Origin of the sequence: Mycobacterium sp. MFM001 (assembly GCF_003402475.1) — a bacterium.
Taxonomy (GTDB): Bacteria; Actinomycetota; Actinomycetes; order Mycobacteriales; family Mycobacteriaceae; genus Mycobacterium.
Genome location: NZ_BFAB01000002.1, coordinates 328,247 through 353,290, shown reverse-complemented (window position 1 = coordinate 353,290; position 25,044 = coordinate 328,247). Strand labels below are relative to the sequence as shown.

At 67.9% G+C, this 25,044-nt stretch carries 27 protein-coding genes; 19 read left to right on the top strand and 8 right to left on the bottom strand.

The window, feature by feature from the left end:
* The first annotated feature begins 249 nt into the window (after positions 1-249).
* The 4 genes from MFM001_RS05165 to MFM001_RS05150 all read left to right on the top strand — a co-directional run bounded on the left by MFM001_RS05165 (position 250) and on the right by MFM001_RS05150 (position 4,668).
* Positions 250-1,302, top strand: coding sequence for an alpha/beta hydrolase (locus MFM001_RS05165; RefSeq protein WP_116374180.1), 1,053 nt, complete (start codon positions 250-252; stop codon positions 1,300-1,302).
* Positions 1,303-1,324: 22 nt separating this feature from the next.
* Complete coding sequence (locus MFM001_RS05160) at positions 1,325-2,719, top strand: cystathionine beta-synthase (RefSeq protein WP_116374179.1); 1,395 nt, start codon at positions 1,325-1,327, stop codon at positions 2,717-2,719.
* 155 nt (positions 2,720-2,874) lie between these two features.
* Positions 2,875-3,519 carry an RDD family protein gene (locus tag MFM001_RS05155; protein ID WP_371685301.1) on the top strand — a complete coding sequence of 215 codons (645 nt, stop codon included), beginning with the start codon at positions 2,875-2,877 and terminating at the stop codon, positions 3,517-3,519.
* Complete coding sequence (locus MFM001_RS05150; protein ID WP_116374177.1) at positions 3,520-4,668, top strand: cystathionine gamma-synthase; 1,149 nt, start codon at positions 3,520-3,522, stop codon at positions 4,666-4,668.
* Here the strand turns inward: MFM001_RS05150 and MFM001_RS05145 are convergent.
* The 3 genes from MFM001_RS05145 to MFM001_RS05135 all read right to left on the bottom strand — a co-directional run bounded on the left by MFM001_RS05145 (position 4,665) and on the right by MFM001_RS05135 (position 6,513).
* On the bottom strand, positions 4,665-5,348 hold the full coding sequence (locus MFM001_RS05145; protein ID WP_116374176.1) for a GPP34 family phosphoprotein: 684 nt from the start codon (positions 5,346-5,348) through the stop codon (positions 4,665-4,667). The two genes, MFM001_RS05150 and MFM001_RS05145, sit on opposite strands and share 4 nt — an antisense overlap.
* 42 nt (positions 5,349-5,390) lie before the next feature.
* Positions 5,391-5,885: a transcription elongation factor GreA gene (gene greA, locus MFM001_RS05140; protein ID WP_045377757.1), complete on the bottom strand. Its 495-nt coding sequence runs from the start codon at positions 5,883-5,885 to the stop codon at positions 5,391-5,393.
* 211 nt (positions 5,886-6,096) lie between these two features.
* Positions 6,097-6,513: a DUF4307 domain-containing protein gene (locus MFM001_RS05135; protein ID WP_116374175.1), complete on the bottom strand. Its 417-nt coding sequence runs from the start codon at positions 6,511-6,513 to the stop codon at positions 6,097-6,099.
* 77 nt (positions 6,514-6,590) lie between these two features.
* Here MFM001_RS05135 and mca point away from each other — a divergent pair, with 77 nt between their 5' ends.
* From mca to MFM001_RS05115, 4 genes are read left to right on the top strand one after another with little or no spacing between them, the layout of a single operon-like run.
* Positions 6,591-7,463 (top strand): mycothiol conjugate amidase Mca, encoded by an 873-nt coding sequence (gene mca / locus MFM001_RS05130; protein ID WP_116374174.1) that lies wholly within the window; start codon positions 6,591-6,593, stop codon positions 7,461-7,463.
* The gene (locus MFM001_RS05125) at positions 7,460-7,699 is read left to right on the top strand and encodes a hypothetical protein (RefSeq protein WP_116374173.1); all 240 of its coding nucleotides are present in this window, start codon (positions 7,460-7,462) and stop codon (positions 7,697-7,699) included. The genes mca and MFM001_RS05125 overlap by 4 nt, the downstream gene beginning before the upstream one ends.
* Positions 7,692-9,677 carry a thioredoxin domain-containing protein gene (locus MFM001_RS05120; RefSeq protein WP_116374172.1) on the top strand — a complete coding sequence of 662 codons (1,986 nt, stop codon included), beginning with the start codon at positions 7,692-7,694 and terminating at the stop codon, positions 9,675-9,677. The genes MFM001_RS05125 and MFM001_RS05120 overlap by 8 nt, the downstream gene beginning before the upstream one ends.
* A 10-nt stretch (positions 9,678-9,687) precedes the next feature.
* The gene (locus tag MFM001_RS05115; RefSeq protein WP_116374171.1) at positions 9,688-10,059 is read left to right on the top strand and encodes a nuclear transport factor 2 family protein; all 372 of its coding nucleotides are present in this window, start codon (positions 9,688-9,690) and stop codon (positions 10,057-10,059) included.
* Here MFM001_RS05115 and MFM001_RS05110 read toward each other — a convergent pair.
* Entirely contained in the window at positions 10,056-10,901 is an 846-nt protein-coding gene (locus MFM001_RS05110) for a hemolysin III family protein (protein WP_116374170.1), read from the bottom strand. The genes MFM001_RS05115 and MFM001_RS05110 overlap by 4 nt on opposite strands.
* Between MFM001_RS05110 and MFM001_RS05105 the strand changes: the two genes are divergently transcribed.
* The 3 genes from MFM001_RS05105 (at position 10,858) to MFM001_RS05095 (ending at position 13,558) form a co-directional block, all read left to right on the top strand.
* Entirely contained in the window at positions 10,858-11,646 is a 789-nt protein-coding gene (locus MFM001_RS05105) for a (2Z,6E)-farnesyl diphosphate synthase (RefSeq protein WP_116374169.1), read from the top strand. The genes MFM001_RS05110 and MFM001_RS05105 overlap by 44 nt on opposite strands.
* A 15-nt stretch (positions 11,647-11,661) precedes the next feature.
* The gene (locus tag MFM001_RS05100; protein ID WP_116374168.1) at positions 11,662-13,011 is read left to right on the top strand and encodes a hypothetical protein; all 1,350 of its coding nucleotides are present in this window, start codon (positions 11,662-11,664) and stop codon (positions 13,009-13,011) included.
* A gap of 127 nt (positions 13,012-13,138) precedes the next feature.
* Positions 13,139-13,558 carry a hypothetical protein gene (locus MFM001_RS05095; protein ID WP_116374167.1) on the top strand — a complete coding sequence of 140 codons (420 nt, stop codon included), beginning with the start codon at positions 13,139-13,141 and terminating at the stop codon, positions 13,556-13,558.
* A gap of 157 nt (positions 13,559-13,715) precedes the next feature.
* On the opposite strand, the gene coaA is transcribed toward MFM001_RS05095, so the two are convergent.
* Complete coding sequence (coaA, locus tag MFM001_RS05090; RefSeq protein WP_116374166.1) at positions 13,716-14,654, bottom strand: type I pantothenate kinase; 939 nt, start codon at positions 14,652-14,654, stop codon at positions 13,716-13,718.
* Positions 14,655-14,697: 43 nt separating this feature from the next.
* Here coaA and MFM001_RS05085 point away from each other — a divergent pair, with 43 nt between their 5' ends.
* The 5 genes from MFM001_RS05085 (at position 14,698) to MFM001_RS05065 (ending at position 20,286) form a co-directional block, all read left to right on the top strand.
* Entirely contained in the window at positions 14,698-15,903 is a 1,206-nt protein-coding gene (locus tag MFM001_RS05085) for a DUF885 domain-containing protein (RefSeq protein WP_116374165.1), read from the top strand.
* 5 nt (positions 15,904-15,908) lie between these two features.
* On the top strand, positions 15,909-17,336 hold the full coding sequence (locus MFM001_RS05080; protein ID WP_116374164.1) for a glycine hydroxymethyltransferase: 1,428 nt from the start codon (positions 15,909-15,911) through the stop codon (positions 17,334-17,336).
* Positions 17,333-17,872 (top strand): hypothetical protein, encoded by a 540-nt coding sequence (locus MFM001_RS05075; protein ID WP_116374163.1) that lies wholly within the window; start codon positions 17,333-17,335, stop codon positions 17,870-17,872. Before MFM001_RS05080 ends, MFM001_RS05075 begins: the two co-directional genes overlap by 4 nt.
* Positions 17,873-17,975: 103 nt before the next feature.
* Positions 17,976-18,803, top strand: a complete 828-nt coding sequence (locus MFM001_RS05070; RefSeq protein WP_116374162.1) for an acyl-ACP desaturase — start codon at positions 17,976-17,978, stop codon at positions 18,801-18,803.
* A 175-nt stretch (positions 18,804-18,978) separates the two neighbouring features.
* On the top strand, positions 18,979-20,286 hold the full coding sequence (locus MFM001_RS05065) for a PhoH family protein (RefSeq protein ID WP_116374161.1): 1,308 nt from the start codon (positions 18,979-18,981) through the stop codon (positions 20,284-20,286).
* Here MFM001_RS05065 and MFM001_RS05060 read toward each other — a convergent pair.
* A complete protein-coding gene (locus tag MFM001_RS05060; RefSeq protein ID WP_116374160.1) occupies positions 20,283-20,669 on the bottom strand; it encodes a hypothetical protein in 387 nt (128 codons plus the stop codon). The two genes, MFM001_RS05065 and MFM001_RS05060, sit on opposite strands and share 4 nt — an antisense overlap.
* 37 nt (positions 20,670-20,706) lie before the next feature.
* Here MFM001_RS05060 and MFM001_RS05055 point away from each other — a divergent pair, with 37 nt between their 5' ends.
* From MFM001_RS05055 to MFM001_RS05045, 3 genes are all read left to right on the top strand, one after another.
* The gene (locus tag MFM001_RS05055) at positions 20,707-21,588 is read left to right on the top strand and encodes a polysaccharide deacetylase family protein (protein WP_116374159.1); all 882 of its coding nucleotides are present in this window, start codon (positions 20,707-20,709) and stop codon (positions 21,586-21,588) included.
* 63 nt (positions 21,589-21,651) lie between these two features.
* On the top strand, positions 21,652-22,608 hold the full coding sequence (locus tag MFM001_RS05050; protein WP_116374158.1) for an oxygenase MpaB family protein: 957 nt from the start codon (positions 21,652-21,654) through the stop codon (positions 22,606-22,608).
* Between the two features lie 12 nt (positions 22,609-22,620).
* Positions 22,621-23,208, top strand: coding sequence for a TetR/AcrR family transcriptional regulator (locus tag MFM001_RS05045; RefSeq protein ID WP_116374157.1), 588 nt, complete (start codon positions 22,621-22,623; stop codon positions 23,206-23,208).
* Here the strand turns inward: MFM001_RS05045 and MFM001_RS05040 are convergent, their stop codons facing one another.
* Together MFM001_RS05040 and MFM001_RS05035 are read right to left on the bottom strand one after the other, a co-directional pair.
* Positions 23,209-23,646 carry an ester cyclase gene (locus MFM001_RS05040; protein ID WP_116374156.1) on the bottom strand — a complete coding sequence of 146 codons (438 nt, stop codon included), beginning with the start codon at positions 23,644-23,646 and terminating at the stop codon, positions 23,209-23,211. It lies immediately after the preceding gene.
* Positions 23,643-25,043 (bottom strand): class II fumarate hydratase, encoded by a 1,401-nt coding sequence (locus MFM001_RS05035; RefSeq protein WP_116374155.1) that lies wholly within the window; start codon positions 25,041-25,043, stop codon positions 23,643-23,645. The genes MFM001_RS05040 and MFM001_RS05035 overlap by 4 nt, the downstream gene beginning before the upstream one ends.
* Between the last annotated feature and the right edge of the window lies 1 nt (position 25,044).

The window sequence follows — 25,044 nt, the reverse complement described above, 5'->3', positions numbered from 1 at the left end:
CGAATGTCCACCCCACCAGTTTAAGTCGGCATCGGCGGATGGTCCGGCACCGCCGACACGGCTCGGTTACAGAGCGGACCAAAACTGGTATCGAATAAGACTCTTTGATTGTTGAAACTTTTACAGATGCCAAGCTAAGTTTGCGAGGTTGGCTGAGTGCCTGGGCGGGTACTCCCTTGATAGGCAAGGGCTGAACCGGATGCTCTGCTACTTCGTCGACTGACTACAACGACGTAGGAAGTGGTGAGCATGACTGCACCGACCAAGGTCCCCGGCCCTTCCGCCAATCGTCTCCGCGCCCGCGATCCGCTCCGGGCGCGCAGGTTTTCCGTCAGCGACGGCTCGCCCGTCGAGGTCGTCGAGAGCGGCCCCAGCGTCCCCGCCCGGTTGATGTCGGTGGCGTGTCATCTGACCATCCGGCCGGTGCTGGCCGTCGGTAGCCACGTCCCGCACATGCCCTGGCCGTTCGGCCTGGTCGACTTCGCGTCCCGGGTGCTGCTGCCGGCTCCGGGCACCATCCGGGCGACGGTCGGGCTGCCGAACGCCAGCGCGCAACTGGTTCGCGCCCCCGGCGTGTTACCCGCGGACGGCACGCGCAGGGTGGTGCTCTATCTGCACGGCGGCGCCTTCCTCACCTGCGGGGTGCACTCGCACAGCCGGATCGTCAACGCGCTGTCGCGCTTCGCCGACTCACCTGTGCTGGTGGTCAACTACCGGCTGATTCCCAAGCACTCCGTCGGCATGGCGCTCGACGACTGCTATGACGCCTACCGCTGGTTGCGGCTGCGCGGTTACGAGCCGGACCAGATCGTGCTGGCCGGCGACTCCGCCGGCGGCTACCTGGCGCTGGCGCTGGCCCAGCGGCTGCAGGAGGAGAACGAGGAACCCGCTGCGCTGGTGGCGATTTCGCCGTTGATGCAGCTGGCCAAGGAGCCCAAGCAGTCCCACCCCAACATCAAGACCGACGCGATGTTCCCGGCGAAGGCGTTCGACGCGCTGGTGGCGCTGGTCGCCAGCGCCGCCGCCAAGAACATCGTCGACGGCAAGCCGGAGGCGCTCTACGAGCCGCTGGACCACATCGAACCGGGCCTGCCGCGGACGTTGATTCACGTGTCGGGGTCCGAGGTGCTGCTGTACGACGCGCAGCTGGCCGCGGCCAAGCTGGCGGCCGCGGGCGTGCCGGCTGAGGTGCGGATCTGGCCCGGCCAGATTCACGACTTCCAGCTCGCCGCGCCGCTGGTGCCGGAGGCGACGCGCTCGCTGCGCCAGATCGGCGAGTACATCCGCGAGGCCACCGGCTAGCCCTACCTGAGACCATGTGTGCATGCGGATCGCGCGGCACATCAGTGAACTCATCGGCAATACCCCACTCGTTGCACTGAACTCGGTAGTGCCGCCTGGAGCCGGCCGCGTCGTCGCCAAGGTTGAATACCTCAACCCCGGCCTCTCCAGCAAGGACCGCATCGCCGAGAAGATGATCGACGCCGCCGAGGCCAGCGGGCAGCTCAAGCCGGGCGGCACCATCGTCGAACCCACCTCCGGCAACACCGGTGTCGGGCTGGCGCTGGTCGCCCAGCCGCGCGGCTACAAATGCATTTTCGTCTGCCCCGACAAGGTCAGCGAGGACAAGCAGAACGTGCTGCGCGCCTACGGCGCCGAGGTCGTGGTGTGCCCGACGGCAGTTCCGCCCGACCACCCGGACAGCTACTACAGCGTCTCCGACCGGCTGGTTACCGAGATCGACGGCGCCTGGAAACCCGACCAGTACTCCAACCCGCAGGGCCCGGCCAGCCACTACGAGACCACCGGACCCGAGATCTGGGCCGACACCGACGGTAAGGTCACCCATTTCGTGGCCGGCATCGGTACCGGCGGCACGATCACCGGCGCCGGCCGCTACCTCAAGGAGGCCTCCGACGGCAGGGTCCGCGTGATCGGCGCCGACCCGGAAGGCTCGGTGTACTCCGGCGGCACCGGGCGGCCCTACCTGGTCGAGGGCGTCGGCGAAGACTTCTGGCCGCAGGCCTACGACCCCGAAGTGCCCGACCAGATCATCGCGGTGTCCGACTCCGACTCGTTCAACATGACCCGGCGACTGGCCCGCGAGGAGGCGATGCTGGTCGGCGGCTCGTGCGGAATGGCGGTGGTGGCGGCGTGCAAGGTGGCCGAGGAGGCCGGTCCCGACGCGCTGGTCGTGGTGCTGCTGCCCGACGGCGGCCGCGGCTACATGTCGAAGATCTTCAACGACGCCTGGATGTCGTCTTACGGCTTTCTGCACACCCCGCTCGACGGCTCGATCGAGCAGCCCACGGTTGGCGACGTGCTGCGCGGGAAATCCGGCACGCTGCCCGACCTGGTGCACACCCACCCGTCGGAGACGGTGCGCGACGCGATCGGCATCCTGCGCGAGTACGGCGTCTCGCAGATGCCCGTCGTCGGGGCCGAGCCGCCGGTGATGGCCGGCGAGGTGGCCGGCAGCGTGTCCGAGCGGGAACTGCTCTCTGCCGTGTTCGAGGGTCGCGCCAAACTGGCCGACGCCGTCGCGCTGCACATGAGCCCGGCGCTGCCGATGATCGGGGCCGGAGAGTTGGTCAGTGCGCTGGCCAAGGCGCTGCGGGATGCCGACGCCGTGATGGTGGTCGAGGAAGGCAAACCGGTGGGCGTGATCACCCGCCACGACCTGTTGGGTTTTCTGTCCGAGGGACCGCGGCGAAAGTAGCGGGACGCCGATCCAGCAAATTACTTCGGAAACGAAACCATCACACCCAACTGGGCGATGGTCGCGCCAGGCACGTTACAGCATCAAACCCCATCGTAACGACGCTTTCGGTCGGTGATTTGCGTCCGCTGGTTCCCGGGTGACTCTCGGGTAGCCTGGTCCCGCCCTGTCCAGCTAACCCGCGTAAGGGAGAGGCGTCGATGACCGATCAACCGCCCCCGCCGCCACCGCCCCCGGGTGGCTACCCGCCGCCGCCCCCGTCCTCCGGTGGATACGCGCCGCCGCCCCCGGGGCCGGCCATCCGCGCTCTGCCGACGCAGGCCTACACGTCGTGGTTCAGCCGGGTGCTGGCGTTCCTCATCGACTACATCCCGTACGCGGTCGTCGTCGGCATCGGCTGGGTGATCTTGATGAGCACCCAGGAGGAGGAGTGCCTGGCCGACGTCACCCGCTACGACATCGACGAAATCTGCGCCGTCGGCTATTCGTGGGCCGGGTTGTCGGCGTTCTGGCTGTCGGTGCTGCTGGGGCTGGCGTACCTGGTCTGGAACTACGGCTATCGGCAGGGCACCACCGGGTCAAGCATCGGCAAGTCGGTGCTGAAGTTCAAAGTGGTCAGCGAAATCACCGGCCAGCCCATCGGATTCGGCACTTCGGTGATCCGCCAACTCGCCCACCTCGTCGACACGATCATCTGCTACATCGGGTATCTGTTTCCGCTGTGGGACGCCAAGCGGCAGACGCTGGCGGACAAGATCATGTCGACGGTGTGCCTGCCGGTGGAAGACAGCCCCGAGTAGATGACTGACAAGCGCACCCCCGGGCCGGCCACCAGGGCCATCCACGCCGGCTTCCACACCGACCCGTCGACCGGGGCGGTCAATCCGCCGATCCATACGTCGAGCACGTTCGCGCAGGACGGCGTCGGCAAGCTGCGCGCCGGATTCGAATACTCACGCTCGGGCAACCCGACGCGGGCCGCGCTGGAGGCGTCGCTGGCCGCCATGGAGGAGGGCCGGTTCGGTCGCGCGTTCAGCTCCGGCATGGCGGCCACCGACTGTGCCCTGCGGGCGATGCTGCGCCCCGGCGAGCATGTGGTGATTCCCGACGACGCCTACGGCGGCACCTTCCGGTTGATCGACAAGGTGTTCACCGAGTGGGGTGTCGCGTACACACCGGTTGCGCTGTCGGATCTCGACGCGGTGCGCGCCGCGATCACCCCGCGCACGCGGCTGATCTGGGTGGAAACGCCGACCAATCCGTTGCTGTCGATCGCCGACGTCGCCGCGATTGCCGAGTTGTCGGGTGATGCAAAGGTCTTGGTGGACAACACTTTTGCGTCGCCGGCGTTGCAGCAGCCGTTGACGCTGGGCGCCGACGTGGTGCTGCACTCGACCACCAAATACATCGGCGGGCATTCCGACGTGGTGGGCGGGGCGCTGGTCACCGACGACGAGGAGCTGGACGCCGCGTTCGGCTTCCTGCAGAACGGGGCCGGCGCGGTGCCGGGCCCGTTCGACGCCTACCTGACCATCCGGGGACTCAAGACGCTGGTGTTGCGCATGCAGCGGCACAGCGAGAACGCCGCCGCGGTCGCGGAATTCCTTGCCGGGCAGCCGGGCGTCTCCACTGTGCTGTATCCGGGCCTGCCGGATCATCCCGGCCACGCTGTCGCCGCCCGGCAGATGCGCGGTTTCGGCGGCATGGTGTCGGTGCGGATGCGCGGCGGACGGGCAGCCGCCGAAAGTCTTTGCGCGCGTACCGAAGTGTTCATTCTGGCCGAGTCACTGGGCGGGGTCGAGTCGCTGATCGAGCATCCGGGTGCGATGACCCACGCGTCGACGGCCGGCTCGCAATTGGAGGTTCCCGACGACCTGGTGCGCCTGTCGGTGGGCATCGAGGACGTTGCGGATCTGCTGGCCGACCTCGAGCAGGCGCTGGCCGACTAGCGTCTGGTCGCCACCAAAGCGGGGCGGATCGCTGCCGTCGTCACCGCCAGGTTGACTTCGGGGAGGTCGGGTTCGGACTCGCTAACCCAGCTGCCGCTGGCGATGTCGGCGGCGCGGCCGTTCACCCATTCCCAGCCGCGGTCGTTGAGGCTGAACACTGCGCCCAGCCCGTCGACCATGTGCAGCAACGAGATGATCGTCGCCGTCGTCGGGTCAGGGTTGTGCTCCTCGAACAGCGCCTTCATCAGCGCCGCGCGAGCATTCGCCACCCGGGTGCGGTCGACCAGCGGCCAGGCGTAGGTGAGCTTGGCCCCTCTAAAAGCACTGCCCTGCAAGCGAACTTGCCGTATCTGGCCGAGGCGCTCCAGCTGGGTGAGCACCGCGGCGGGAGTTTCGCGGCGCAGCTTGGCGATCGCCGCGGCCGGGCTCATCGGGCGGCGCAGCAGCAGCTGCAGCGCGGGTTCCAGCACCGGGTCGGCCGGATTGGGGCCGCTCAGCACCACCAGTCGCCCGGCCTCCACCGGCTCGCTGTCGACCGCGGGGCGGATGCGGCACGCATGCGCCAAATCGAGCAGCGCCGCCGCGGTCAGGACACGTTCGCGGCAGCCGCGTTCCAGCCCCGGCTGCGCCGACGCGTTGTCGAGCAGCAGCAGCAGAAGATCCTCGGCAATACGTGCCATGAGCGGACTTGGTCCCGCCCTGTTCCCCGACCCGCGCCGTAGCTATGAGTGGTACGGCTCCGCGCTCACCAGCGTCACTTTGACGGTGTTGCCGTTGGGCACGGTGTAGGTGCGAGACTCGCCTACCTTGGCGTCGATCAGCGCGCCTCCGAGCGGCGAGTTCGGCGAGTACACCTCCAGATCGCCGTCGTTGATGCCCTCCCCGCGGGTGGCGATCAGGAACGTCTCGGTGTCCGACTTGTCATCGCCGTAGTAGACGGTCACCACCGAACCGGGCAACGCAACTCCGGACTGCGTCGGCGCTTCACCGACCTTCGCGTTGTTCAGCAGGTCCTGGAGTTGCCGGATGCGGGCCTCCTGCTGGCCCTGCTCCTCACGCGCGGCGTGGTATCCGCCGTTTTCGCGCAGGTCGCCCTCCTCGCGGCGGTCGTTGATTTCCGCGGCGATGATCGGACGGTTTGCGATCAACTGGTCGAGCTCGGCCTTGAGTCGGTCATGTGACTCCTGGGTCAACCAGGTCACCTGAGTGTCCGTCATCTCGTCGCGCTCCTCATGTAATCGGTCCCGCGTATTCGCGTGGCTATGGCTCTGGCTGCGGGGTGGGTTCCGTCGCGTGACAACGCGTATACCCGCTAATGCAGCAATACACGGTCCCAGCCGGAACCGTGCATGCACACATGCTACCACTGCGGGGTAGGTGCGCCGACCGCGTTTTCGCAGTTCGGCGTTCGTCCGCGCTGCCGCGGCGTCAAGAAGCGCGCAGGTAGCCGGGCACATCCGTGCCGCAGCCGTAGACGTCGCCCATCACCGGCGGCTTGCTCGACTTCACGATCGCGGTGACCTGAACGGTGGCCGCCTGCGACGGAGGAATCAGCACCTCGCGGCGGCCCGTCTCGCTACCGTCTTTGGCGCGTACCCGCACGATGCAGTCCACCGGGCGCGACGGGTCCGAGCGGGTCACGCTGATCGTCACGGACACCGTCTCGTCGTCGATCAGCCGGTAGCCGGCCAGGGTGCCTTCCACGTCGCTGCGGCCCAGCCGCTGGTAGCCGACGACGGCGATGACGACGCCGGCGATGACCACCAACACACCGAGCACGATGACAACCCGCCGCCGCGATGCGCGAGAGAGCCGCGGACGGCCATAGCGGGGGGTGTGGGTCATACGTCAGTCTCGGATTCGGGCCGCCAGGATGGAACTATTAGGTTAAGGGGCCACAGAGCAGCCGAGACAGGGGGCACGTGAGCGAACTGCGGTTGATGGCGGTGCACGCCCACCCGGACGACGAGTCCAGCAAGGGCGCCGCCACCCTTGCCCGCTACGCCGACGAGGGCCACCGCGTGCTGGTGGTGACGTTGACCGGCGGCGAGCGCGGCGAGATCCTCAACCCCGCCATGGACCTGCCCGATGTGCACGGCCGCATCGCCGAGATCCGCCGCGACGAGATGGCGAAGGCCGCCGAGATCCTCGGCGTGGAACACACCTGGCTGGGCTTCGTCGACTCCGGGCTGCCCAAGGGCGACCCGCCCCCGCCGCTGCCCGAGGGCTGCTTCGCGCTGGTGCCGCTGGAGGTCCCCACCGAGGCGCTGGTGCGCGTGGTGCGCGAGTTTCGCCCGCACGTCATGACGACCTACGACGAGCACGGCGGCTACCCGCACCCCGACCACATCCGCTGCCACCAGGTGTCGGTCGCCGCGTACGAGGCCGCCGCCGACTATCGGATGTTCCCGGACGCCGGCGAGCCGTGGACGGTCGCGAAGCTGTACTACAACCACGGCTTTTTGCGCCAGCGGATGCAGTTGCTGCAGGACGAGTTCGCCAAACACGATCAGCAGGGCCCGTTCGAGAAATGGCTGGCGCACTGGGACCCCAAGCACGACGTGTTCGCCGACCGGGTGACGACGCGGGTGGAGTGCTCGGCGTATTTCAGCCAGCGCGACGACGCGCTGCGCGCGCACGCCACGCAGATCGACCCGAAGGGCGACTTCTTCGCCGCACCCATCGAATGGCAGCAAAGGCTTTGGCCCACTGAGGAATTCGAGCTGGCCCGCTCGCGGGTGCCGGTGCGCTTACCCGAGACCGATTTGTTCGCCGGAATCGAGGCCGACCAATGAACCAGCTTCTGCTCACCTTGCTGGCCGACGATGCACCCCGCAACACCGGACCCGACTTCGGCAAGGCCAGCCCGTTCGGTCTGCTGGTGATCGTGCTGCTGCTGATCGGCACGTTCTTCCTGGTGCGGTCGATGAACCGGCAGCTGAAGAAGGTGCCCGAGTCGTTCGACCCGCAACACCCCGAGCCGGATCAGGCCGCCGACGAGGGCACGGTGGAAACCGAACCGGATGACTAACGCGCTCGCCGGGGCGGCCAGCCCGTATCTGCGTCAGCATGCCGACAATCCGGTGCACTGGCAGGAGTGGACGCCGCAGGCGCTGGCCGAGGCCGCCGAGCGCGACGTGCCGATCCTGCTGTCGGTCGGCTACGCCGCATGCCACTGGTGCCACGTGATGGCGCACGAGTCGTTCGAGGACGAGCAGGTGGCTGCGGCCATGAACGACGGGTTCGTCTGCGTCAAGGTCGACCGCGAGGAACGGCCCGACATCGACGCCGTCTACATGAACGCCACCGTGGCGCTCACCGGGCACGGCGGTTGGCCGATGACCTGCTTCCTGACACCGGACGGCCGGCCGTTCTTCTGCGGCACCTACTACCCGAAACCTGTGTTCTCCGAAGTACTTTCGGCCGTCGTCAACACCTGGAAGACCCGCCGCGACGAGGTGGAGCAGGTATCGGACCACATCGCCGCCGAGCTGCGGGACATGGCGTCGGGGTTGCCCGGCGGTGGCCCGGAGGTCGAGCCGGCGTTGTGCGATCACGCGGTGGGGCTGGTGTTGGAGGACGAGGACACCGAGGGCGGCGGGTTCGGCGGCGCACCGAAGTTCCCGCCGTCGGCGCTGGCCGAAGCGCTGCTGCGGCACTACGAGCGCACCGGGTCCACGCCGGCGCTGGAGGCGGTGGAGCGCACGTGCGCCGCGATGGCCCGCGGCGGCATCTACGACCAGCTGGCCGGTGGATTCGCCCGCTACAGCGTCGACAATGCTTGGGTGGTACCGCATTTCGAGAAGATGCTGTACGACAACGCGCTGCTGCTGCGCGTCTACGCCCACTGGGCCCGCCGCACCGGTAACCCACTGGCCCGCCGCGTCGCCGCCCAGACCGCCGCATTTCTGCTGCACGACCTGGGCGACGGCGACATGTTCACCTCGTCGCTGGACGCCGATGCTGCGGGGGCCGAAGGGTCCACCTATGTGTGGACGCCGGCGCAGCTGACCGAAGTTCTCGGGCCCGATGACGGTGGTTGGGCCGCTTCGGTTTTCGGCGTCACCGACGGCGGCACGTTTGAGCACGGCACGTCGGTGCTGCAGTTGCCGGCCGACCCGAACGATGCCGACCGGTTCGACCGGATCCGCACCGTGCTGCTGGCCGCGCGGCTGACCCGGCCGCAGCCCGATCGCGACGACAAGGTGGTCACCTCCTGGAACGGCCTGGCGATCACCGCGTTGGCGGAAGCCAGTGTGGCCCTTGATGATCCGGAGCTGTTAGCCGCCGCGCGCCGGTGCGCGACGGCGTTGGTGGACCTGCACCTCGTCGACGGCCGGCTGCGCCGGGCCAGTCTGGGCGGACGGGTCGGCGACAGCGCGGCGATCCTGGAAGACCACGCGATGCTGGCCACCGGATTGCTGACGCTGCACCAGCTGACCGGCGAGGACACCTGGCTGTCGACGGCTACTCAATTGCTCGACATCGCGCTGGTCCACTTCGCGGATCCCGACCGGCCGGGTCGGTGGTTCGATGCCGCCGACGACGCCGAGCAGCTGATGTTCCGCCCCGCCGATCCGCTCGACGGCGCGACGCCGTCGGGAGCCTCGGCGATCACCGAGGCGCTGCTGACCGCCGCACATCTGGTGGGCGGGGACCGCGCCGCGAAGTATTGGGGGGCGGCGGCGGACACGCTGCTGGCACATTCTCCGCTGCTGGCCCGCGCGCCGCGCTCGGCCGGGCATTGGCTGGCCGTCGCCGAGGCGGCGGTGCGCGGTCCGCTGCAGGTCGCGGTGGCCTGCGAGCCGTTCGGCTCGTCGCTGCTGGCCGCCGCGCGCAAACTCGCGCCGGGCGGCGCCATCGTGGTCGGCGGCGCAGCGGGCTCGTCCGAGTTACTCCTCGACCGCGGCCCGGTCGATGGCGCCGACGCCGCTTACGTGTGCCGCGGCCGGGTCTGCGATCTGCCCGTCACCAGCACCGACGAGCTGGCCGCCGCGCTGGACCGGTAGCCTGCTGCCCATGCCGAGTGCTGAACACATCGCCGACACCGTCAACCGCTACATCAGCCTGGTCGCCAAGGGCAGCGCCGACGACATCGCCGAGCTGTACGCCGAGGACGCCACCGTCGAGGATCCGGTCGGCGGCGAGGTGCACATCGGTCGGCAGGCGATCCGCGGTTTCTACTCCGCGGTCGAAAACGCCGAGCGGGAATGCGAATTGGTCACGCTGCGGGTTGCCGGCAACGAAGCGGCGTTCCAGTTCCGGCTCACGGTCAAAGCCGGCGACGGCGGCATGGTGATCGAGCCCATCGACGTGATGGCGTTCGACGACGAGGGCAAGGTCGCCGCGATGAAGGCCTACTGGTCGGCGGACAACGTCACTTCGCTTTAGGCCGGGTGGCCGACGTAGAACACGGCCAACCACATCGCGATGTAGTGCAAGATTGCCGCCACCGCTGTGCAGGCGTGGAAAAACTCGTGGTAGCCAAAGGTTTTCGGCCACGGGTCCGGCCAGCGCAGGCCGTAGAGCAGCCCGCCGATGCTGTACAGCACGCCGCCGACGGCCAGCAGCACCATCGCGGCCACGCCGGCGGTGTGGATGATCGTCGGCGCATACCACACCGCCACCCAGCCCAGCAGCAGATAAAGCGGCACGCCCACCCAGCGCGGCGCCGTCGGCCAGAGCACCTTCAGCAAGATCCCGGCCGCCGCGCCGCCCCACACGATGCACAACACCAGCGTCCCGGTGTCGCGCGGCATGGCCAGCCGCGCGAACGGCGTGTAGCTGCCCGCGATGAAAATGAAGATCATCGAATGGTCGAGCCGCTTCATCCGCATCCGCGCGGTGACCGATTTCCACTCCACCCGGTGATAGGTGGCACTGACGGCGAACATCGCCACCGTGGCCGCGGCGTAGATGAACGTCGCGAGGCCGGCCCGCGGCGAGGCCACCGCCCACGACACCGACACCAGGGTGGCGCCGCAGATGATCGCCAGCCACGCGGAGTAGAAGTGGATCCAGCCGCGCATCCGCGGCTTGGTGAGGATCTGGGTGGCACCCTCGACGACGTCCTCGACGACGCTGATCGGTCCGGACTGGTGCGACGCAGCGTTCGTCTGGCTCAATTTCCCTCCCTGACTTGTGTCGGGATCGCCGTTGATCGTGCCTGCCACAGTAGTCTGGATTCCCGTGGAGATTATTCCGCCGCGCCTCAAGGAACCGCTGTATCGCATCTATGAGCTGCGGTTACGGCAGGGCTTGGCGGCCTCCAAGTCCGCGCTGCCCCGGCACATCGCCGTGCTGTGCGACGGCAACCGGCGCTGGGCGCGCGACGCCGGGTACGACGACGTCAGCTACGGCTACCGGATGGGCGCGGCCAAGATCGCCGAGATGCTGCGCTGGTGCGCCGAAGCCGGCATCGAAATGGCCACGGTGTACCTGCTTTCCACCGAAAACCTGCAACGCGACCCCGACGAACTGGCCGCGTTGATCGAGATCATCACTGATGTCGTCGAGGAGATCTGCGCACCGGTGAACCGGTGGAGTGTACGCACGGTCGGAGACCTGGAGCTGATCGGCGAGGAACCCGCGCGGCGGCTGCGCGAGGCCGTAGAAGGCACCCCGTCCGACGCCGGCTTCCACGTCAACGTCGCCGTCGCCTACGGCGGCCGTCAGGAGATCGTCGACGCCGTGCGCGCCCTGCTGAACAAAAAGCTCGCCAACGGCGCGAGCGCCGAGGAACTCGTCGACGCCGTCACCGTCGACGCGATCTCCGAAAACCTGTACACCTCAGGGCAACCCGACCCCGATCTGGTCATCCGGACGTCGGGGGAGCAGAGGCTCTCCGGCTTCCTGCTGTGGCAGAGCGCCTATTCGGAGATGTGGTTCACCGAGGCGCACTGGCCGGCGTTCCGGCGGGTCGACTTCCTGCGCGCGCTGCGCGATTACAGCCTGCGTCACCGCCGCTACGGGATGTAGTGCCACACTTGAGCCATGGCTGCGCTGTCGGCAGTGGTGTTCGCGCTGAGCTGGTGGCTGGGGGCATATCTGCTGGCCCGCGATCCACGCAAGCCGGTGCTCGTGTTGGCGGCGACCGGGCTATGCGGCTTCGCGGTCGTGGTCGCGCTGGATGCGGTGCGTGTCGTCGCGCACGTCGGGCTGCTCAGTCAGGTCGAGATCTACCTGGCCGCTGTTCCCGGCGTGGCGTGGTTCGCGGTCCTCGTCGAGCTGGGCCGGCCCTGCGACAGCTGGCGGGCCCGCACCGGTGAGCTGCTGTTGGTGGGCGGCGTCGCGGCCCTGACGCTGATCGGTGCGGCGATGGCCGGCAGCGTCGACGGGCCACTGCGGCCGGGCCATTGGGTGATGTTCGCGGTGATATCGCTGTCCACACTCGGCGCAATGGCCAAGGCCCTCGCACGGCGCGCCCAGCCGATCCCAGTGGTCGGCCTTGTCGTGGTGGCGACGCTGTTCTTCGCGCTCAGCAATGCGATCCTGGTCATTCCACTGGGCCTGGTCCCCAGCTGGCTGGCGCTGGCGTCGACGGGATGCGACGTGCTCGCGCTCGGTGTTGCGGTGGCGCTGTGGGATGCCTTCGACGAGGGCCAGGCGCTACGCGCCGACATGCTGCGCTCTTTTTGGGGCAGCGTCATGGTGGCGGTGCTGTTCGGCGGTCAGGTGCTGATCGGCATCGCGTTGACCGGTCAGCAGACCGCGCTGATGGTGCTGCTGTTCACCAGCCTGGCGATCGCGATCGACGTGCAGGTGCTTGCGGACCCGATGGCGGGCATGCTGGACCGGATGGCGTTCTGGCGGTCGCCGACGTTGCGCGCCGACCGGGCGACGTTGCGGCGCACCGAATCCGCGCTGCCGCTGCGTTCGGCCGACCCGCTCGACGACGTCGACGACGACACTTTCGCCCGGCTCACCCGTCGCGCACTCGGCCACTACGGCGACCTGTCGAAGCTGGTCGCCAGCCCGCTGACCGCGCTGCCCGAGATCGACGAGCGGCTGGCTGCCCGCGGCGCGCCCGACCAGCCGCTGGAACGGGCCATCGAACTCAAGGCCCTGCTGGCCGATCGCATCGCGGCGCTCAAGCCGCGCGACGGCGGCGACTTCGGCACCACCGAACAATGGCGCTACTACAACTCGCTGTACTTCCCGTACGTCGTTGGCGTGCGGGCCTACGCGCAGAACGCCACCGCCGCCGGACTGGACCCGATCGCCCGGCAGGCGTGGCAGTGGTTCGTCACCGACGTGCCGCAGCGCTCGCTGCACAACTGGCAGAACGCCGCCGCGCGGCTGATCGCCGCCGACCTGCGCGGCCGGGTAGCGGTCTCCAGCTGAGGAATGCCGGCGGTCGACGCCCTGTTGACCTGCGCATGGCATTAGTTGGCAGTGCCATGCGTCGATCTGGCAGTCCCAGAGCGGCACGCTCAAAGGAGTCCGAGCAAAGTCACCAAGGAGTTATGACATGACCGCTACTGCCGGATTGGCCACCCGCCCGTTCGCCGACTCAACAGACTCGCTACTGCGCTTCGCGATGCGCGCCGACGCCACGCTGACCGGGCTCGCAGGCCTGGCCGTCGCCGTGTTCGCCGACCCGATCTCGTCGATGACCGGTTTGAGCTCGGTTCAGGAATACGCCATGGGCGCCTTCTGCGTGTTGTACGGGCTGGCGGTGTTCACCATCGCCGCGGCGCCCGATCTTCGCCGCGCCGGGATAGCCGTCGTGATCGCCAATGTCGTCTGCACCGTGGGGGCGGTCGCCGTCGTCGCCGCTGGGGTGCTGCCCCTGACTGCAACCGGTGTCGTCGCAACGTTGGCCAGCGGGGTGTACACCGCGCTGTTCGGCTACCTGCAATACCTCGGAGTGCGCCGGCTTCCGGCGTGACTCCCTTCCGCTGGTGCGGGGCGCTGCCACCGTTTCGAGGTTTGCGGTGGGGGTCCCCGCACCGGCTCATTGCGCGATATCCATCGGTCGAGTGTGGACTTTTGACACGCTGAACCGCGACTGAGCGTGCCTCAAGTCCACATTCGGCGCAGGGGAGTTACAGCTTGCGCAGCCGCAGCCGGTTGATGGAGTGGTCGGCGTCTTTGCGCAGCACCAGGGTGGCCCGCGGCCGGGTGGGCAGGATGTTCTCGACGAGGTTGGGCCGGTTGATCGACCGCCAGATGTCGCGGGCGGCAACGACCGCCTGCGCATCGTTCAGCCCGGCGTAGTGGTGGAAGTGCGACGCCGGATTGGCGAAGGCCGTCGAGCGCATCGCCAAAAACCGGTCGACGTACCACTTTTCGATGTCTTCGATCCGCGCGTCCACATACAGCGAGAAGTCGAACAGGTCCGACACCATCAGCGTCGGCCCGGTCTGCAGCACGTTGAGACCCTCGAGGATCAGGATGTCGGGGTGGCGGACAACGTGTTTGGCGCCCGGCACGATGTCGTAATGCAAGTGCGAATACACCGGCGCGCACGCGTATCGCGCCCCCGACTTCACCGAGGTGACGAACCGCATCAACGCCCGTCGGTCGTAGCTTTCCGGAAAACCCTTGCGGTGCATGAGGTTTCGCCGCTCGAGTTCGGAGTTCGGGTACAGGAAGCCGTCGGTGGTGACCAGGTCGACACGCGGATGGTGGTCCCAGCGGGCCAATAGCGCCTGCAACAGACGGGCGGTGGTCGACTTGCCCACCGCCACACTGCCGGCCACCCCGATGATGAACGGCACCGGGCGGTCCGGGTTCTGCTGCGGCTCGCCGAGGAACTCCGCGGTGGCGGCGAACAGCCGCTGGCGGGCCGCGACCTGCAGGTGCAGCAGACGGGCCAGCGGCAGGTACACCTCTTCGACCTCAAGGAGGTCCACCTGCTCACCGAGACCACGCAGGGCAACGACTTCGTCTTCGGTCAGCGGCAGCGGCGTGGACATACGCAGCGCGCGCCACTGACTTCGGTCGAACTCCACATAGGGGCTCGGCTCGCTCAGCCGTGGCATGGCCTTCAGTCTTGCAGGGGCGGAATGGATAGCGTTAACCGGTATGGAGCCCGCCAGCCTGATCCGCGAGTACCTGCTGCTGGGTTTGCGCTTCGACCGGATCGAGTCCGGCTACGTCGATGCCTACACCGGCGATCCCGCGCTGCGTCGCGTGGTCGCTGACGAACCGGCGCCCGACCCGGCCACACTGGTCCGCCAAGCCGAGCGGCTGCTCGCCGCACTGCCGGACGTGCCGCGCCGCAACGGATTCGACGACGCCCGCGCCGACTATCTGCGCGCCCACCTGCGCGCGCTGGCGTGTGCCGGTCGCAAGTTCGCCGGCGAGGACATCGGCTTCGTCGACGAGGTGCGCGACTACTTCGACGTCGACATCGCCAAGGGCGACGACGAGACCTACCGCCAGGCCCACGCCCGGCTCGACGAGCTGCTGGGCGGATCCGGCCCGCTGGCCGAGCGGATGATCGCCTATCGCACGAAAGAGGAGATCCCACCGCAGCGGCTGGCCGAGTGCATCGAGGCGTTCTCCAGCGCGCTGCGAGATCGGGTCCGCGCCGAATATCCGCTGCCGGACACCGAAACCATCGAGTACCAGGTCGTCACCGACAAGCCGTGGTCGGGGTTCAACTACTACCTGGGCAACTACCGCTCGACGGTGGCCGTCAACGCCGACCTCAAGCAGCTCATGTCCAACTTGCCCCGGCTGGTCGCCCACGAGTCATATCCGGGACATCACACCGAGCACTGCCGCAAGGAGGCCGGGCTGGTCAAGCGGCAGGGCCAGGCCGAGCAGACCATCTTCCTGGTCAACACCCCGCAATGCTTGATCGCAGAGGGCCTGGCCGACCTGGCGCTGTACGTCGCGGTCGGCCCGGGCTGGGGCCGCTGGGCGGCCGACATCTACGCCGACCTCGGGCTGCGCTTCGACGGCGAGCGCGCCGAGGCCATGTCGGAGGCGACGGCGGCGCTGGCCGGCGTCCGTCAGGACGCCGCGCTGATGCTGCACGACGAGCACCGCGACGCCGACGAGGTGGCCGAGTTCCTGCGACGCTGGCTACTGGTCACCGACGAGCGGGCCCGGCAGATGCTGCGGTTTCTGTCCTCGCCGCTGTGGCGCGCCTACACCAGCACCTACGTCGAGGGGTACCACCTGCTGCGACGCTGGCTGGACAACCGGCCCACCGGGGTCAGCCTCACCGAGCGGTTCGGCCGCCTGCTGGACGAGCCGCTGATCCCGTCCGCACTAGGCTGACAGCTATGCCTGCCGAATACGCCGACACCGCAAGCGCCGCCTACCGTGCCGCATTGCAGGTCGTCGAATCCGTCGAACCCCGCATCGCCGCCGCGACCCGCAAAGAGCTTGCCGACCAACGTGATTCGCTCAAGCTGATCGCCAGCGAGAACTACGCCTCGCCCGCGGTGCTGCTCACGATGGGCAGCTGGCTGTCGGACAAGTACGCCGAGGGCACCATCGGGCACCGCTTCTACGCCGGCTGCCAAAACGTCGACACCGTCGAGAGCGTGGCCGCCGAACACGCCCGCGAGCTGTTCGGCGCGCCCTACGCCTACGTCCAGCCGCACTCGGGCATCGACGCCAACCTCGTCGCGTACTGGGCCATTCTGGCCACCCGGGTCGAGGCGCCCGGCCTGGCCGAGGCCGGCGTCAAGCATGTCAACAACCTGTCCGAAGACGACTGGGAAGCGCTGCGCCGCAAGCTGGGCAACCAGCGGCTGCTGGGCATGTCGCTGGACGCCGGCGGGCACCTCACCCACGGCTTCCGGCCCAACATCTCCGGCAAGATGTTCCACCAGCGCAGCTACGGCACCGACCCCGACACCGAACTGCTGGACTACGGCAAGGTCGCGGCGGCGGCGCGGGAGTTCAAGCCGCTGATCCTGGTCGCCGGCTATTCGGCCTACCCGCGGCGGATCAACTTCGCCACCATGCGCGAGATCGCCGACGAGGTGGGGGCCACGCTGATGGTCGACATGGCGCACTTCGCCGGCCTGGTGGCCGGCAAGGTATTCACCGGCGACGAGGACCCGGTGCCGCACGCGCACGTCACCACGACGACGACGCACAAGTCGTTGCGCGGCCCGCGCGGCGGACTGATCCTGGCGCAGCCGGAGTACGCCGACGCCGTCGACAAGGGCTGCCCGATGGTGCTGGGCGGTCCGTTGGCCCACGTGATGGCCGCCAAGGCCGTCGCGCTGGCCGAGGCCCGTCAGCCGGAGTTCCAGACGTATGCCCAGCAGGTCGCCGACAACGCGCACGCCCTGGCCGAGGGCTTCCTCAAGCGGGGAGCACGGCTGGTGACCGGCGGCACCGACAACCACATCGTGCTGCTGGACGTGACGTCGTTCGGGCTGACCGGCCGCCAGGCCGAATCGGCGCTGCTGGACGCCGGCGTCGTCACCAACCGCAACTCGATCCCGGTCGACCCCAACGGCGCCTGGTACACCAGCGGCATCCGGTTCGGCACGCCGGCGCTGACCTCCCGCGGGTTCGGCGCCGCCGACTTCGACCAGGTCGCCGAACTGGTCGTCGACGTCCTGAAAAACACCACTGCCGAAGGTGAGTCGAAAGCCAAGTACACGCTGGCCGACGGCACCGCCGAACGGGTGCGCGCCGCGTCTGCCGAGCTGTTGGGCGCCAATCCGCTCTACCCGGGGTTGACCGTGTGAAATCGGTCAAGGTCGTCGCCTGCATCGCCGTCGCGATGTTGGCGTCGTCGCCGATTGCCGCCGCAGCACCGCCCGGATTTCCCGACCTGAATGCATTCACTCCGGTGGACCCGCAGCCCTACCTGGGCGCCAGCCGCTACCTGGACAACGACGACAACGACGTGGGCGTCTGGTTTTCGACCTCCGACGGAGTGGTCTGCAGCTGGGCGTATTTCCCGAAGACCCTGCAAAGCCCGATGGGTTGGCCCGGGATCTCGTGCATGGGCAATATTCCGGGCATCCCCGATTCGGTTCCCGACAACGGCGGCCCGGGATGCGCCCGGGTGTGGCCGCAGCCAATCTCGTCCGACTTCGTTTTCGACCGGCATGGCGGTGCATGTCCGCCGTTTAGCGGCGCCGCTGTGTTGAATGCCGGGCAGAAGATCGAAACCGGTGACGCCACCTGCGTGGTCGGCGCGAACCAATTGGTCGCCTGCATCGATCCCTCCCGGGACAAGGGATTTGTCTTGCAGCCGTCCGGCAGCTGGGTGTTCTGACCGCCAGCCGTGTGACCAGGGAGTTTCCTGGTATGACGGCCTGGAGGCGCGCCGCGCCGCACCGATTTCACGAAACCTGTGAACCCGGGTTACAGTTACTTTCATGGCCGTGAAACCCGTTGCTAATGCACTGACGCTTGAACTCGAGCCGGTGGTGGAGCAGCTCATGGACCACCACCTCAACACCGAGGATCTCTGGTTCGCGCACGACTACGTGCCGTTCGAGCAGGGCGAGAACTTCGCCTTCCTCGGCGGCCACGACTGGGACCCGTCACAGGCGTCGCTGCCGCGAGTGATCACCGACGCCTGCGAGATCCTGCTGATCACCAAGGACAACCTGTCCGGCTACCACCGCGAGCTCGTCGAGCACTTCATCCTCGAAGACTGGTGGGGCCGGTTCCTGGGCCGCTGGACCGCCGAGGAGCACCTGCACGCGATCGCGCTGCGCGAATACCTGGTGGTGACCCGTGAAGTCGACCCGACCGCCAACGAGCAGGTCCGCGTCGAGCACGTGATGAAGGGCTACCGGGCCGACCGCTACAGCCAGGTCGAAACACTGGTGTTCATGGCGTTCTTCGAGCGCGCCCATGCGGTGTTCTGCCGCAACCTGGCGGCCCAGATCGAAGAGCCCGTGCTGGCCGGGCTGATCACCCGGATCGCCAAAGACGAAGAGCGCCATGAGGACTTCTTCGCCAAGCTCGTCGCGCACTGCCTGGACTACACCCGCGACGAGACGATCGCGGCGATCGCTGCCCGGGCCGCGGAGCTCGGCGTCGTCGGCGGTGACATCGATGCCTACCAGGACAAGGTGCAGAAGGTGGCCGAGGCCGGAATTTTCGGCGAACCTCAGTTGCGCCAGGTGATCTCGGACCGCATCACCGCCTGGGGCTTGGCCGATCAGCCCGAACTGAAGCAGTTCGTCGTCCGCTAGCCCACGGCGCGCCTGCACGGCGGGCATGCTCCGACCGGAGTAGCGTCGCATTCGATGGCTAGCGACGTGCTCTGCTGTCCAGACGGCACCTCTTACCACGGACCGGCCCCGGTCCTGGTGCCGCCGCCCCGCCGAATCACTCTGCGCGGGGCCGCGCGGGGTATAGGAGCGCTCCGTGACTGATACCCGGACGTATGTGCTGGACACCTCGGTGCTGTTGTCCGATCCGTGGGCGTGTACCCGGTTCGCCGAGCACGACGTGGTGGTGCCGCTGGTCGTGATCAGTGAGCTGGAGGCCAAGCGCTACCACCACGAGCTGGGCTGGTTCGCCCGTCAGGCGCTGCGCTTGTTCGACGACCTACGGCTGGAGCACGGACGGCTCGATCAGCCGATTCCCGTTGGGACACAAGGCGGTACGCTGCACGTCGAGCTCAATCACAGTGATCCCGCCGTGCTGCCGGCGGGCTTCCGCACCGACAGCAACGATTCCCGAATCCTGTCCTGCGCCGCCAACCTTGCTGCCGAGGGCAAGCGAGTCACGTTGGTGTCCAAGGACATTCCGCTGCGGGTCAAGGCCGGAGCGGTCGGCCTGTCCGCCGACGAATACCACGCGCAGGACGTCGTCACCTCCGGATGGACCGGGATGGCGGAGGTCGAAGCCTCGGCCGACGACATCGACGTGCTGTTCGCCGACGGCGAAGTAGACCTGGCTGCTGCACGAGATCTGCCCTGCCACACCGGAATTCGGCTACTCGGCGGCAGCTCGCATGCACTTGGGCGGGTCAACGCCCACAAGCGTGTGCAGCTGGTCCGCGGTGACCGCGAGGTGTTCGGGCTACGCGGGCGCTCCGCCGAGCAGCGGGTGGCACTCGATCTGCTGCTCGACGAATCGGTGGGCATCGTGTCGCTGGGCGGCAAGGCCGGCACCGGCAAGTCGGCGCTGGCGTTGTGCGCAGGCCTGGAAGCGGTGCTGGAGCGGCGAACCCACCGCAAGGTGGTGGTGTTCCGCCCGCTGTACGCGGTCGGCGGCCAGGAGCTGGGCTATCTGCCCGGCAGCGAGAGCGACAAGATGGGCCCGTGGGCGCAGGCGGTGTTCGACACCCTCGAGGGCCTGGCCAGCCCGGCCGTGCTCGACGAGGTGCTCTCCCGCGGCATGCTCGAGGTGCTGCCGCTGACGCACATCCGCGGCCGCTCGCTGCACGACTCGTTCGTGATCGTCGACGAGGCGCAATCGCTGGAGCGCAACGTGCTGCTGACCGTGCTGTCGCGGCTGGGCGCGGGATCGCGAGTTGTGTTGACGCACGACGTCGCCCAGCGCGACAACCTGCGGGTGGGCCGTCACGACGGAGTGGTGGCGGTGATCGAGAAACTCAAGGGGCACCCGCTGTTCGCGCACATCACACTGCTGCGCAGCGAGCGCTCGCCGATCGCCGCGCTGGTCACCGAGATGCTGGAGGAGATCAGCCGGGGCCCGCTGCCCTAAGCGGCGATCGCAAGCGCGGCGACCAAGCCCGCGGTGTCGGCCACGGTCACGGTCAGCGCCGAGTGGTCCCGTAGACCGATCACCCGGCGGATCGGCGGCTCGAAGTGGATGCACACGCCGGCGTCGGCGTTGGTCCCGAACGTGAGGCCGTCGTCGGCGAAAGACAGCCGCGGCCCGAGCGCCGTCCACCACCGATATGGACCGGTGACATGCGCGTCGCGCACCTGGCTCAGCGGCACGTCGACCCGCAGCGGCCCGTACCGGGCAACGAAGCGTCCGTCGGCGGTGAGGGTGACGCCCTGGCGGCCCGGCCAGCCACGAATCGGCAGCCACAAGGCTCGCGGCGCGTAGCGGTAGGGGAAGAAGCGGTCCTGGGCGGTCATCACTCTTACTATCCGCTATCGCCGCTACGCTGCCAGGGTGGGACGAGTCCGCGACAGCCAAGCCTGGCGGTACTGGCGTACCGTCCTCGGCGTCGTGGTGGCTGCCGCGGTGCTGGCAATCGGGGCCCTGACCGGACATGTGCGGCGCGCCGACGCCGACAACGTGGACTGTGCCCGGGTCAAGTGCGTGGCGCTGACGTTTGACGACGGGCCCGGCCCGTTCACCGATCGGCTGCTGCGCATCCTGGCGGACAACGACGCCAAGGCCACGTTCTTTCTGATCGGCAACAAGGTGGCCGCCAACCCGGCCGGCGCCAAGCGCATCGCCGAGGCCGGCATGGAGATCGGCAGCCACACGTGGGAACACCCCAACATGACGACGATCCCGCCCGAAGACATTCCTGGCCAGCTGTCCAAGGCCAACGACGCGATCGTCGCCGCCACCGGCCGCGCGCCGACGCTGTACCGGCCGGCCGGTGGGTTGTCCAACGCGGCGGTGCGCCAAGCTGCCGCTCGGCTCGGCCAGGCCGAAATCCTTTGGGACGTCATCCCTTACGACTGGATCAACGACTCCAACACCGCCGCCACCCGGGCGGTGCTGATGAGCCAGATCAAGCCCGGCTCGGTGGTGCTGTTCCACGACACCTACTCGTCGACGGTTGATTTGGTCTACCAGTTCATCCCGGTGCTGAAAGCCAACGGCTACCACCTGGTGACGGTCAGCCAGTTGCTCGGCCCGCGGGCGCCGGGGAGTAGTTACGGCGGCCGCGAGAACGGTCCGCCTGCCAACGATTTGCGCGACATCCCGCCCGGCGAGATCCCGACGCTGCCCAACACACCGTCGCCCAAGCCGATGCCCAATTTCCCGATCACCGATATCCCCGGCGCCAACTCCGGCGGTCCCAACAACGGGGCCTAAGCCAGTTGACACGTTGACACAAATAAGTAGTCTTTGTGTCAACCACGTGATGGGAGTCGGCATATGACCGCAGTCACCGATCAACCGGTCCGTCCCACGCCCGTCGCACCCGTGCGGCCGCGGGTGATGGCGGAATTCCGCAAGCATTCCGGCAGTGTGTTCGGCGGACTGTTCGGCGCCGCCGCTTTCGACGAGGTGGCGCTGGTCCCGGTGGCCGCCGCGGTCGACAAGACCGGCCGTTTCGAACGCAACTTCGCCGACAGAGGAGTGCGCAGCGGATTCTCTGCGCTGCTGGCGATCTGGGGAGACGCCGACGACCGCGCGGCGGAGGGGGAGCGGCTCAAGCGGTTGCACCGCGACGTTCGCGGCCGTGGCAAGGGCGAATTCGTCGACGTCCGCTACAGCGCGCTGAGTCCGCAGCTGTGGAATTGGATTGCGATCAGCGGGATTTTCGTTGTGCTGCATTCGTTTACGCCGGTGACCGGCATCAGTTTGACCGCTGCCGAGCAAGAGGCGGCCTACCGTCAACTTGTGGAGGCATTCAGCGCGATCGAGCTGAGCGGAAAGTCCGCGAAATTGCCCGCCAGCTACGCCGAAGCGGTCGAATACTACGACCGGATGGTCGAAACCGAACTTGCGGCCAATCCGTTCCTCGACCGGGTGACGGCCGATCTGACCCGGCTGCCGCTGCCGACTTTGTTGCTGCCGACGCCAGTCCGGCGCGCGCTGACGCCGCTGTGGTTGGCGGTGCGGCCGGGGGCGGGACGGGTGGTCAAGGTGTGCTCGTTCGGGATCATGCACCCCGGCGTTCGCGAGCTGACCGGATTCCGCTGGCAGCCTTGGCATGACGTCGAGTTCGGGGTTTACACGCGGCTGGTGCAGCTGGCGTGGCGGGTGCTGCCGGACCGGCTGCTGCTTGTGCCCCTGGCATACAACCGCCTGCAATACGAAAAACTGGTCCGGCTGCATCGTTCGGTGGCGCTGGACTCGTTCGCGGCGCCGGGCTGTCCGGTGGGCTGACAGACTGTACGGATGCGACGGCAACGCAGCACCGCCAGTCCCACCGAGCAGGAGGACGCGATCCTCAAGGCGGCCGCCGAAGAGGTTGCGCTGGTCGGGGTGGGACGGGCCAGCCTGGACGTCATCGCCCGCCAGGCCGGCGTCAGCCGCAGCACGCTGTATCGACGCTTCCCCAACCGGGACGCGCTGATCACCGAGCTGGGGCGCCGCACCTTTGACTTCGCGATGGCCCGGCTGCGCACCGTCGCGATGGATTCCGGCCCCAAAGATGCTGCAGTAGCGGCGTTTTGCGAGGGACTGCGGCTGCTGACCACCGAACCGGTGATGCGGAAGTTTCTGCAACTCGACAGCGACCTGACGGCGGTGGCCGGTGTGTATCAGGAGGCCCAGGCCTTCCTCGACAACGCATCGCTGGCGATGGCCAAAGCACTGCGCGCCGCTGGCGCCACGATGCCCGACGACGACTTGCTGGCCGTCGCCGAATTACACATCCGGGTGGCGTGTTCGCTGGCGCAGGTGCCGACCAAGGTGCTCGACGCCGGCGACGACGAGGCAGTGCGGGGTTACGCCCGCAAGCACCTGGCGCAGCTGGTCTGGTGATTACTGGCTCAGCAGTTCGCTGCGGCCGATCTGCGTCACGAGACTTGCGGAGTCGAAGTAGATGCGCTCGTTGACAATTCGATCGCCGTCGAAGAAGAACACCGCGATAATCGGTACCCGAAATGCTTTACCGGTTGGTGGCAGGCCGTAGAACTCACCGAGATTGGTGCCGAGTAGGTCGAATTCGGTGATGACCGCGTCGTCGGCGAAGTGGTATCGGACGTTGTCGTGACGTTGGTCGGGGAAGGCGGTCCGCGTGGTCCGGTAGTAGTTCATGACCTCGTCATTGCCGTCGAAAACCTGGCCGGTGGCCATGATCTCGTACCGCGGGTGCCCGTTGAACGTCGCCAGTGTGCGGTCGAACTCCTTGGTGACCTCGGTGCTCATGTGCTCTTCGATCGTCGCCAGTCGGCGTCGTCGAAGCTCGTCGCTGATCATGCCGAGTCGTCGGTCACTTTCGTCATCGCCAGCACATCGAGGCGACGGTCGAGCTCCTCCTCGGAGAGCTTGTCGCCGATCAGCCCGCGGTCGATCACGGTCTGGCGAATCGTCTTGCGCTCCTTGAGCGCTTCCTTGGCCACCGCGGCGGCCTCCTCGTAGCCGATCGCCGAGTTCAGCGGGGTCACGATCGACGGCGACGACTCCGCCAGCTCGCGAAGGTGCTCGACGTTGGCGGCCAGCCCGGCGATGCAGCGCTCGGCGAAGAGCCGCGACACGTTGGTCAGCAGCTTGAACGACTCCAGCATGTTGCGCGCCATCATCGGGATGTAGACGTTGAGCTCGAAGGCGCCGTTGGCGCCGCCCCACGCGATCGCCGCGTCATTGCCGACCACCTGAGCCGCGACCTGCGTAACCGCTTCCGGGATAACGGGATTCACCTTGCCCGGCATGATCGAGCTGCCCGGTTGCAGATCGGGCAGCTGGATCTCGGCCAGCCCGGTCAACGGGCCCGAGCCCATCCAGCGGATGTCGTTGGCGATCTTCGTCAGCGACACCGCGATGGTGCGCAGCGCGCCGGACGCCTCGACCAGCCCGTCGCGGGCGGCCTGGGCTTCGAAAGAGTTGGTAGCCGTGCGCAATTCGGCCAAACCCGTCTTGGCCACCAGCACCTCGACCACCTTGGCGCCGAAGCCGTCGGGCGCGTTGAGCCCGGTGCCGACCGCGGTGCCGCCGATTGCCAGCTCACCGAGCCGCGGCAGCGTCGCCTGCACTCGTTCGATGCCGGCCTCGATCTGGCGGGCGTAGCCGGAGAACTCCTGGCCCAGCGTCACCGGAACCGCGTCCATCAGATGCGTGCGACCCGACTTCACCACCGTGCGCCATTCGCGAGCCTTGGCCGCCAGCGCGTCGTGCAGCACCTGCAGTGCCGGGATCAGGTGGCGCACAGCGGCTTCCGTGGCGGCGATGTGGGTGGCGGTCGGGAAGGTGTCGTTGGACGACTGCGACATGTTGACGTCGTCGTTGGGGTGCACCGTGACGCCGTTGCCCGCCGCAATCGAGGCGATCACCTCGTTGGTGTTCATGTTGGAGCTGGTGCCGGAACCGGTCTGGAACACGTCGATGGGGAACTGGTCGTCGTGCTGACCATCGGCGATCTCGTTGGCCGCGGCGATGATCGCGTCGGCCTTCTCTGGGCTCAACAACCCGAGGTCCTTGTTGACTTGCGCGCACGCGCCTTTCAGCAGACCCAGCGCCCGGATCTGGGCGCGCTCGAGTCCACGCCCGGAAATCGGGAAGTTCTCCACTGCACGCTGAGTCTGGGCGCGCCACAACGCTTTTGCCGGCACCCGGACCTCGCCCATGGTGTCGTGTTCGATGCGGTACTCGTCAGTCATG

Bases quoted from the DNA above. Each gene is read 5' to 3' on its own strand.
- MFM001_RS05085 (WP_116374165.1), top strand. From the start codon at position 14,698: ATGGAGCCCGCCAGCCTGATCCGCGAGTACCTGCTGCTGGGTTTGCGC.
- MFM001_RS05135 (WP_116374175.1), bottom strand. From the start codon at position 6,513: ATGACCCACACCCCCCGCTATGGCCGTCCGCGGCTCTCTCGCGCATCG.
- MFM001_RS05060 (WP_116374160.1), bottom strand. From the start codon at position 20,669: ATGACCGCCCAGGACCGCTTCTTCCCCTACCGCTACGCGCCGCGAGCC.
- MFM001_RS05100 (WP_116374168.1), top strand. From the start codon at position 11,662: ATGGCTGCGCTGTCGGCAGTGGTGTTCGCGCTGAGCTGGTGGCTGGGG.
- MFM001_RS05165 (WP_116374180.1), top strand. From the start codon at position 250: ATGACTGCACCGACCAAGGTCCCCGGCCCTTCCGCCAATCGTCTCCGC.
- coaA (WP_116374166.1), bottom strand. From the start codon at position 14,654: ATGCCACGGCTGAGCGAGCCGAGCCCCTATGTGGAGTTCGACCGAAGT.
- MFM001_RS05080 (WP_116374164.1), top strand. From the start codon at position 15,909: ATGCCTGCCGAATACGCCGACACCGCAAGCGCCGCCTACCGTGCCGCA.
- MFM001_RS05115 (WP_116374171.1), top strand. From the start codon at position 9,688: ATGCCGAGTGCTGAACACATCGCCGACACCGTCAACCGCTACATCAGC.
- MFM001_RS05110 (WP_116374170.1), bottom strand. From the start codon at position 10,901: ATGCGATACAGCGGTTCCTTGAGGCGCGGCGGAATAATCTCCACGGGA.
- MFM001_RS05050 (WP_116374158.1), top strand. From the start codon at position 21,652: ATGACCGCAGTCACCGATCAACCGGTCCGTCCCACGCCCGTCGCACCC.
- MFM001_RS05040 (WP_116374156.1), bottom strand. From the start codon at position 23,646: ATGATCAGCGACGAGCTTCGACGACGCCGACTGGCGACGATCGAAGAG.
- MFM001_RS05120 (WP_116374172.1), top strand. From the start codon at position 7,692: ATGACTAACGCGCTCGCCGGGGCGGCCAGCCCGTATCTGCGTCAGCAT.
- MFM001_RS05145 (WP_116374176.1), bottom strand. From the start codon at position 5,348: ATGGCACGTATTGCCGAGGATCTTCTGCTGCTGCTGCTCGACAACGCG.
- MFM001_RS05125 (WP_116374173.1), top strand. From the start codon at position 7,460: ATGAACCAGCTTCTGCTCACCTTGCTGGCCGACGATGCACCCCGCAAC.
- MFM001_RS05160 (WP_116374179.1), top strand. From the start codon at position 1,325: ATGCGGATCGCGCGGCACATCAGTGAACTCATCGGCAATACCCCACTC.
- MFM001_RS05035 (WP_116374155.1), bottom strand. From the start codon at position 25,043: ATGACTGACGAGTACCGCATCGAACACGACACCATGGGCGAGGTCCGG.
- MFM001_RS05095 (WP_116374167.1), top strand. From the start codon at position 13,139: ATGACCGCTACTGCCGGATTGGCCACCCGCCCGTTCGCCGACTCAACA.
- MFM001_RS05070 (WP_116374162.1), top strand. From the start codon at position 17,976: ATGGCCGTGAAACCCGTTGCTAATGCACTGACGCTTGAACTCGAGCCG.
- MFM001_RS05150 (WP_116374177.1), top strand. From the start codon at position 3,520: ATGACTGACAAGCGCACCCCCGGGCCGGCCACCAGGGCCATCCACGCC.
- MFM001_RS05045 (WP_116374157.1), top strand. From the start codon at position 22,621: ATGCGACGGCAACGCAGCACCGCCAGTCCCACCGAGCAGGAGGACGCG.
- greA (WP_045377757.1), bottom strand. From the start codon at position 5,885: ATGACGGACACTCAGGTGACCTGGTTGACCCAGGAGTCACATGACCGA.